Raw genomic sequence first — 8,328 nt, forward strand, 5'->3', positions numbered from 1 at the left:
ATGTGAATATCTTGACCGCCGGACGGCGCGGACCCACATTACTTCAGGACGTATGGCTGCTCGAGAAACTCGCACATTTTGATCGGGAAGTTATTCCAGAGCGTCGAATGCATGCCAAAGGAGCAGGCTCACGACCGTCCGGTATCTGGCCGGCAATCCATGGAGTGCGGTCACCGATCCGACGACGATCACGCGCGAGGTCGAGGTGCATGTCGAGCGGGCGCTATCTACCGATCTCTGGACCCGGGTGCGCGCTGAACTGGATGCCAGATGCAACGGCGAAGATCTGGGCGGCTTGACGCCGACCGAGGACGAAGCGCGCCAGTGGCGCATCGCGCGTGCGGCGATTTTATTGATGGGGAACTCGGGCGTGCGGCGTGATGAAGCGGCCAACGCTCGTCGTGAAAATTTGAGTGTCGCGGTTGCCACGGCGGCCGGCTCGCCGACCAAATCGCCGACTGACTCGTCAACCGGCTCAGCGGCCGAGCAACGTCCGGTGTGGGCGCTTGGCGTCATCGGCAAACGCCGCAAGCAACGCACGGTGCCGGTGAACGTGGCGACCGTCGCCGCGCTACGTGCGCACTGGGCGGATCGGGAACTAGACTTCGATGCGGCGTGGGCGCAGGGTCCTTTGATTGCGCCCGTCGTAATCAACGGGACCGATGCGTCGCTGGCTAAACATCGCGATGCGTCGTGTGGGGAGGACGGGGCGTCCCACCGGCCTCATGCACCGTATGCGGCCGATGCACTGGCGCGCCTCGTACGCGAGTCGGTCAGACGCATTGCCGAGGGGCTATTGCGGGAGGGAGCGCTGTCCCACGATGCGCACGTTAAACTGCTGGCCACCTCGGCGCACGCGTTCCGTCATACTTTTGGAACCCAGACGGTTGCCCGCGGTATGCCGATCGATGTAGCGCAACGGATTCTCGGGCACGCGTCGCTGCAGACGACGTCGATCTATGTTCAGGCCGAGCGGCAGCGCATGCTCGAAGAAGCGGCAAAATACTATTCAGAAGATGGCGCCTAGCGTACGCGTGTTACTGCGACTTCTCCGACGTCGAGGAATAATGCCGGAAAGATGCTCGTAAATTGCGATCGCGAACGAGAATGGACCACCGGAGTTCACAGTGAGAAGAAGCGCCGAAAACAAGTTGATTGTTGTCGCAGTGCGCATTGATCCGCAGATCGAGCAACGACTGCGTCTGCTGGCCGAGACGACGGGGCGCAAGCAGTCGTTTTTTTCTGCAGCAGATGATCGAGCGCGGGATCGACGTCATCGAAGAAACTTGGTTGCCGCACGAAACGCTTGATCAAGTGCGAAGTGGCCGAATGCCAGTGTCACAACCCAGCGGAGGCACATCCGATCTCTTTGGCGATGTCGTCGGCGATGAACGCTAGGTTAAACCAGACTTCACCAGCTTATTATCAGCGTATCGGGTGCTCGGAGCGCAGGCAGCAGGACGACGCTGTCCCTCAAAAGCTTGCCCGACAGAGGCAATGTCCGTTTCGCTAACTTTGGCAGAGGCGATGGTATTGCGCAGGTGATCCGACCACGCTCAACCCATCGGCCGCCGTCAAATCTGTTTCTCTTTTCGCGCAGCGACTGCAACGGTGGTCGGCGAATCCGAAAGTGGAACGAAACGTCGTGTTTCGCCGTCAAGCGCATCGATGCGACCCATTTCGATATCGTAGACCCAGCCGTGCAAATTCATGCGCCCTTGTTCGAGCGCGAGCGCCACCGATGGATGCGTGCGCAGATTCGCCAGTTGCGCGATCACGTTTTCGCGTACAAGGCCGTCAAGCTTCGCGCGAGGCGTGTCGAATTGATGTGCCGCGTTGATTGCTTTTGCAGCGTCCGAGTGGCGAAGCCAATTAGCGACAGCCGGCAGATGATCCAGACACGCACAGCGTGAAATTGCACCCATCGCACCGCAGTCCGAGTGGCCGCAGATTACGATGTCCTGAACCTCAAGCACTGCGACCGCATATTCAACGGTGGCCGAGACGCCGCCGGGTTCAGGACCATAGGACGGAACGATGTTACCGGCATTGCGGATCACGAATAGTTCGCCCGGTTCCCGCTGGGTCAGGAGCTCAGGCACGACACGGCTATCTGAGCAGGTGACAAACAGCGCTTTCGGGCTTTGCGTCGTCGCGAGTTGCCGAAAAAGTTCGATCCGTTGCGGATAGACCTCACGTTGAAATCGCAGAAAGCCGTCGATAATCTCACGCATTGAGTCCCTTCACAGTCAAATGTCGGATGCGGGCACCGGGGTTCGGTACGCCATCGCACCGGTGTGACCGCTATTATCGGCGACATCGTGGGTGGGTGTCGATCGACGCCGCCTCAAAATTCCCGACTTGCGCAATGCATGTCTCGATCTCTCTTGTGGCTACCATTTGTCTTCCGCTAGCTTGGAAAAAGCGATGCAGGTCGTCTCGACGTTGGCTGCAGCCTTTCAATGGTTCAGAGTCGATGCGGAATTGATAGGCGGTCAACGGCCAGGCACGGACCTTCGACCTCAATGCGAAAATCTCCGACAATCGAATCGACCTAGCGATACTCGAAAAGACGCTAGCCCTCACCGAAACGTTCCCTATTATCGAATCCGCCGCCAATGAACATCTTCTTTGCGCATACAACCCACCGGATCGGAGCGCGCAGCGGCAAATCTGCCATAAGCCTAAGGGTTAACTGCTCTATTGAGCAGGTGTAAAGCCTAAGTCAATGTAAGTCCTGCCTGATATAACATGCCGAGAAAGCAAAAAGGCGCTGGGTATTTTGAGCGCAACTTAATGGACTAACGGGAGCTTCATGCAGCAAAGACATATTCCGGCATCAGTTGCGGTGGCATTGGGCTTGCCGATGGGCTGGCTGCTCAGTAGCATCGTGAGTAGCTAGCCAGCCGGAGGCGAAGCATGTCGATGCGACTTCGGTTCCTGCTTGACACGAATGTATTAATTCCCCTCCAGGATACCTACCAGGTTTTGGAAAGCAACCTGGCCAACTTTGTTCGACTTGCCGGGCTGGGCGGTCACCAGTTGCTTTATCACGCCGCGACGGTTGCAGATTTTAAACGCGACCCGGACAGAGCGAGGAAGCACCGAAACCTGGAGAGATTGGCGCAGTATTCGATGCTGGACCACGCGGCGCCCTGTCCATGGAATACAGCCGAAACTTCGCCGAACGACGCATGCGACAACGAAATCCTGTACGCATTGGAATGCGATGCGGTTCATGCTCTCGTAACCGAGGATCGTGGAATTCATGTGAAGGCGCGTCTCAGGGGTATTGGAGAGCGGGTCTATACAATTCAAACTGCCGAAGACTGGCTGCGTCGACTGCACGAGCCCCGGCAGATAGCGTTACCGAATATCGAAGATGTCCCACTTCACAGCCTTACCCCGATCCTGGCATTGCCATTCTTCGATAGCTTGCGTGACGGATACGGCGGCTCGGAATTTGACGAGTGGTTCAGACGCAAGGCTCGCGAGAATCGCAGAGCGTGGGTGTATCAGGACGAGAATGGCAGGCTGGCGGCGATATGTATCTATGCCGTTCAGCATGACGAGCAGATCACAGAGGCCGGAACCAAGCTGGTCGGGCCTGCGCTGAAACTTTGCACATTCAAAGTTGGCGAGACCGTTCGCGGCCGCAAGATTGGTGAGTTGTTTCTGAAGGCATCGTTCCGTTACGCGACGGAGAACGCGTGCGAGCACGTGTTTATTCACGCGAACGCGGAGAGGCACGACTATCTCATCCGGCTTCTTCAGGACTATGGGTTTGGCGAAATAGGCACGTACATGGGTGATTCTGTGCTCGTGAAGGAACACCCCAAGAGTGCACCGAACTTACCGGCGCTACCCGCGCCCGAATACAACCGCCGTTTCTTTCCTCACTTCCGGCGGGACCGATCTGTCCGAAAATTTATCATCCCGATCCAGCCACCATTCCACGATACGTTGTTCCCGGATTACCATCCGCATCAGCAACGTCTGTTTGCGCCACCCAGCAGCGTGGGCAATGCGATCAAGCTTGCCTATCTTTGCCATGCACAGACGAACGCAATCAGCGCTGGGGACGTGGTTCTCTTCTACCGCACGGGCGATGAGAAGGCCGCCACGTCGATTGGTGTGGTCGATCGGTTTGATGTGCTCGCCGACGCAGCTAGAATCGCGAGCCTTGTCAGTCGCCGCACGGTCTACAGCCAGCAGCAGATCGTAGAGATGGCAACGCGGCGGACTAAAGTTATCTTATTTCGACTCGTTGAACACCTGCCGGACCCAGTGCCGTATGCTCGCCTTCAGCAGGAAGGCATCGTTGGCCCCATACAATCCATTCGTGAACTTCAGGATGACGCTTTTTCCAGAGTGCTCGCAGCCGCAGGGCGGTAGGGCCGTGTTGCTGTCGATCAAACCGAAATATTCCAATCTCATTCTGTCGCGCGAAAAGCTTGTCGAGTTTCGCAGATCGTGGGCGCGGGAAGACGTCGGGCTGATTGTGATCTATGCCAGTTCGCCGCAACAACGCCTTGTGGCAACAGTGCCGGTCGAGGAGGTCATTCACGCGTCTCCTAGCAAGCTCTGGGAATACTGTCGGAGTCACGGCGGTGGTCTTACAAGGCGAGAGCTGTTCGACTACTTCTCAGGTAAGTCAAAGGGATACGCGGTCATACTAGGGAAGGTTAAGAGGATGCGGAAACCCATCGATCCTGGATCACTTATAGAGAATTTCTCGCCACCACAGTCGTTCCGCTACCTGACAGAGGTGGAATTGAAGAGCATTGAATCGGCCGGCTCGTGACCAGAGATATCTGATGACCATATTCGTTGCCGGAATGCATGGCGTTGGGAAGACGTTTCTTGCGAAGCCAGCGAGTGAGCGGCTTGGTCTTCTCCATGCTACCGCGAGTCAGCTCATCCGGAAGGAGCGAGGCGCCGCCTCATGGGACGCTAACAAGCGCGTGGACGGGATCGACGAGAATCAGCGCGCTCTAGTTGCTGCCGTCTCGCGCATCCAAGCGACAGGCAGGACGCTCTTGCTTGACGGACATTTTGTGCTGCGTGGTGGCGACGGCGAACCGGTGTTACTTGCGCCAGAGGTCTTTCGTGACTTGGCGTGTGTGGGCGTCGTGCTCCTTGAGGCGAGTGTCGAACAGATTGCGCTGCGACTACAGGCTCGCGGAGACGAATCATGGGCTTTTCAGCAAATCGCACGCTTCATCGCAGAAGAGAGCAAGCACGCAGAACGTGTGTGTTCGCATCTGAACATTCGGTACCGGAAAATCGAATCGCCGACGCCTCGGTGCTTCGATGAGACGGTTGCTACGCTGATGAAATAATAGCTGCTTTAGCGCACGTGCGAAGGCGCAACAACCCGGTACGTGCGTGGTTTGGAATAGCCGAACGCCTCATTGCATTTCGCCGGGATAGGTAGGAGGAGCCGTGATCTGAATTAGCGCTTGCATGCCTAATGTGATCGAACGGACAATCGAACAACGACGCTGGCCAGACAGATACAAAGGAACTAACGGGAACCATGGACGCCAATACGCGCAAACTCGAACGCATTTTTGATCAGACCGTCACCTACCAGGTGCCCCTATTCCAGCGGCCTTACGTGTGGAATTCCAAGGACAATTGGGAGCCTCTCTGGGAGGATATCCAGTCACTTCTCGATAGACATCTGCGTGGTGTAGTCGTACATCCTCATTTCATGGGTGCAGTCGTACTTGAACAATTGCCAAATTCGGTTGGGTCCATTGAGACCCGGCAGGTAATCGACGGGCAGCAACGCTTCACCACTTTGCAGATCTTTCTGATGGCGGCGAGGGACCACGCAGCACACTGCGGCAAAAATAAATATCATGATCGCTTCTTGGATCTGGTCGAAAACAAACGCTCCAAGATCGATCGCGACGAAGAACTTTATAAGGTCTTACCGACGAACAGCGATCGACCGGCATTTAGACTTGTTCACGCGGCTGGCTCACCAGACGCGCTGAGGGACGCACTGGTCAACGAAGTCGCCATTGATGAAGGTAGTCATCGTATCATCGACGCGTACAACTACTTTTACGTCAGCTTGGGTGGATGGCTTTCGGGGGCAATGGACGACGCCGACGACGCTGGGACGCTGGGGAAAAAGTCGCTTGATCAGCGCCTCGAAACGCTGTGGCATGTCATCAAGGAATGCCTTCAACTTGTCGTGATCGATCTGGATAAAAACGATGAGACGCAAGTCATCTTCGAAACCCTGAATGCTCGCGGCGCTGATCTGCTTCCAGCAGATCTAATCAAAAATTTTCTTTTTCGAAAAGCGGTAATCGAGGGCGAGGACGTTGAGCTGCTCAACACGAAATACTGGCAGAGCTTTGAGTCCGAGTTTTGGCGAGAGGCGATCAAGCAGGGGCGTCTAAACCGGCCAAGAATCGATCTCTTCATTAGTCACTATCTGACCATGATGACGCGAGAGGAGGTGCGCTCGGCACACCTTTTCACAGCATTCAAGGCCTTCGTGAACCATGCTGACTCGACGACAGCTTCTTCAAACGACTACCCGGCCAGCCCGGCTGCAAACATAGAGCATTTGGCACGCTTCGCTGGAATCTTTCAGAAGTTCTTGAAACCTGGCGACCACAAGCGTCTTGCGCTCTTTATCCGGCGATTGGAGGCGGTAGATACCGCGACTGTCTATCCGTTCTTGCTATACGCCTACGCAACGCTCATGCCGAGTCATAAGGACGAGTTCGATCGCGTGCTCGCGGTGCTCGAAGCATTTTTGATGCGCAGGCTGATCTGTAATCTTACGCCGAAAAACTACAACCGCCTGTTTGTTGACCTTATCAAGGCTGTTGAGAAGGAAGGAGGCGTATCGGCCGTAAGCGTTGAAGCGCAGTTGCGAAAGGGGAGTGGTGATAGCACACGCTTTCCTGGCAACGACGAATTGAGGACCGCGATATTCCACCAGCCCTTGTACGGACGCCTGGCTCAGTACAAGGTTCGTGCAGTGCTCGAGGCACTCGATGCGCACGCATATACATCCAAGACGGAAGCGCTCCCGCTTCCGTCGGGCCTGACCATCGAACACGTCATGCCGCAGTCATGGAGCGCGCACTGGCCGTTACCGTCCGACACTGCAGAAGATCTAGTCAAGAAACTGGAAGCAAAGGCGTTTCGCCAGGAAACGGTGAACAAGCTGGGTAATCTTACGCTAATCACGAGCAGCCTCAATCCGGCTCTGTCAAATGCGGCGTGGAGCGTCAAGCGGCCGGAACTGCTTAAGTTCAATAAGCTCAATTTGAGCCAGTATTTCCACGGTACCGAGGCGGATTCGTGGGATGAAGGGGCTATAGCTAAACGTACCGAGCATCTCTTCGGACATCTTTTAATGATTTGGCCCGATGTTGCACGTGAAGAGATTCCCAGCGTGGGCACTTGAATCCGAACCGTCGTGAAAGTCTTTAACATGTGCCATAGCGAACGTTTTTATTATTTGGGAGATTCAGATGAGCACCTTGTCGGATCAATTCACGGCGCGAATCAAGGACGCTCTTGCTCAGTGCTATGCGTTGGGATACACACCCCATAGGTTCGAGCAAATGCTCAAAGAGAACGGCGGTGTCGGACTTGCTCGGAAGCTGGTTATCTCTGGAGAGTTACAAGACGGCCTCATGAGCTTGAAGAAGTTGGGGCGGCTGGATCTCTCAGTGGAGCACATCATGTTGGATCCGGTGTTTGTATCCTTGTTTGCCAAAGCAGAAAGAGATGCAGCCTCGTGGCGGCTACAGCAGTTGTGAGGCCGCCGCGAACGTCTAGCGAGGGGAGTTATTGTATCGAACACCTTCACACCGGCCGAAAGTCGACTGCGCGATACGGTGCCATGGTGGCAATCGCAGGTCGGCGGCACACCGCGATCCATGCGTAAGGTCAGCGCGATATATGCTCTGTAAGCACGAACGACTAGTCAAGGTTGGCCTGAAGCGGAGTGGTTCGCCAACCTGGACAACCCGCGCACCCGGCGCGCGTATGAAACCGACCTACGCGACTTCATGATGTTTTCCGGAATCCAGCAGCCCAACGAGTTTCGCATCGTCACGCGCTCGCATGTGCTCGCCTGGCGCAAGACGCTCGAACACCGGGCGCTATCCGGCGCGACGATCCGCCGTAAGCTCGCGGCGCTGTCATCGCTCTTTGAATATCTGTGTGAAAAGAACGCGGTCGATTTCAACCCCGTGAAGGGCGCCAAGCGCCCGAGGGTCGACAGCAATGAAGGCAAGACGCCGGCGCTCGGTGACCACCAGGCGCGCGCGCTGCTCGACGCACCCA

General features: G+C 56.1%; 9 protein-coding genes and 1 pseudogene. 9 read left to right on the top strand and 1 reads right to left on the bottom strand.

Annotation, left to right across the window (positions count from 1 at the left end; genetic code table 11):
- Nucleotides 1-2: 2 nt before the first annotated feature.
- The 3 genes and pseudogenes from ACRXB1_RS23835 to ACRXB1_RS23845 form a co-directional block, all read left to right on the top strand.
- Nucleotides 3-131, top strand: a pseudogene (locus ACRXB1_RS23835) (catalase); the annotation flags it as partial.
- Nucleotides 132-295: 164 nt separating this feature from the next.
- Complete coding sequence (locus ACRXB1_RS23840) at nt 296-1,027, top strand: tyrosine-type recombinase/integrase (RefSeq protein WP_449493425.1); 732 nt, start codon at nt 296-298, stop codon at nt 1,025-1,027.
- Nucleotides 1,028-1,127: 100 nt separating this feature from the next.
- Complete coding sequence (locus tag ACRXB1_RS23845; protein WP_449493426.1) at nt 1,128-1,310, top strand: hypothetical protein; 183 nt, start codon at nt 1,128-1,130, stop codon at nt 1,308-1,310.
- 264 nt (nt 1,311-1,574) lie between these two features.
- Here the strand turns inward: ACRXB1_RS23845 and ACRXB1_RS23850 are convergent, their stop codons facing one another.
- The gene (locus ACRXB1_RS23850) at nt 1,575-2,234 is read right to left on the bottom strand and encodes a carbonic anhydrase (RefSeq protein ID WP_449493427.1); all 660 of its coding nucleotides are present in this window, start codon (nt 2,232-2,234) and stop codon (nt 1,575-1,577) included.
- Between the two features lie 685 nt (nt 2,235-2,919).
- Between ACRXB1_RS23850 and ACRXB1_RS23855 the strand changes: the two genes are divergently transcribed.
- The 6 genes from ACRXB1_RS23855 to ACRXB1_RS23880 form a co-directional block, all read left to right on the top strand.
- A complete protein-coding gene (locus ACRXB1_RS23855; protein WP_449493428.1) occupies nt 2,920-4,395 on the top strand; it encodes a GNAT family N-acetyltransferase in 1,476 nt (491 codons plus the stop codon).
- Nucleotides 4,396-4,399: 4 nt separating this feature from the next.
- On the top strand, nt 4,400-4,804 hold the full coding sequence (locus tag ACRXB1_RS23860) for a hypothetical protein (RefSeq protein WP_449493429.1): 405 nt from the start codon (nt 4,400-4,402) through the stop codon (nt 4,802-4,804).
- A 13-nt stretch (nt 4,805-4,817) separates the two neighbouring features.
- Nucleotides 4,818-5,342 carry an ATP-binding protein gene (locus ACRXB1_RS23865; protein ID WP_449493430.1) on the top strand — a complete coding sequence of 175 codons (525 nt, stop codon included), beginning with the start codon at nt 4,818-4,820 and terminating at the stop codon, nt 5,340-5,342.
- Between the two features lie 197 nt (nt 5,343-5,539).
- Nucleotides 5,540-7,441: a DUF262 domain-containing protein gene (locus ACRXB1_RS23870; protein WP_449493431.1), complete on the top strand. Its 1,902-nt coding sequence runs from the start codon at nt 5,540-5,542 to the stop codon at nt 7,439-7,441.
- Nucleotides 7,442-7,508: 67 nt separating this feature from the next.
- Complete coding sequence (locus ACRXB1_RS23875; protein WP_449493432.1) at nt 7,509-7,799, top strand: hypothetical protein; 291 nt, start codon at nt 7,509-7,511, stop codon at nt 7,797-7,799.
- Between the two features lie 252 nt (nt 7,800-8,051).
- A partial coding sequence (locus ACRXB1_RS23880) for a site-specific integrase (protein ID WP_449493433.1) occupies nt 8,052-8,328 on the top strand: 277 nt, incomplete at its 3' end.

The sequence above is a fragment of the Caballeronia sp. M23-90 genome, assembly GCF_053574605.1.

Coding starts and splice junctions, on each gene's coding strand:
- ACRXB1_RS23850 (WP_449493427.1), bottom strand. CDS start 2,234: ATGCGTGAGATTATCGACGGCTTTCTGCGATTTCAACGTGAGGTCTAT.
- ACRXB1_RS23865 (WP_449493430.1), top strand. CDS start 4,818: ATGACCATATTCGTTGCCGGAATGCATGGCGTTGGGAAGACGTTTCTT.
- ACRXB1_RS23855 (WP_449493428.1), top strand. CDS start 2,920: ATGTCGATGCGACTTCGGTTCCTGCTTGACACGAATGTATTAATTCCC.
- ACRXB1_RS23870 (WP_449493431.1), top strand. CDS start 5,540: ATGGACGCCAATACGCGCAAACTCGAACGCATTTTTGATCAGACCGTC.
- ACRXB1_RS23875 (WP_449493432.1), top strand. CDS start 7,509: ATGAGCACCTTGTCGGATCAATTCACGGCGCGAATCAAGGACGCTCTT.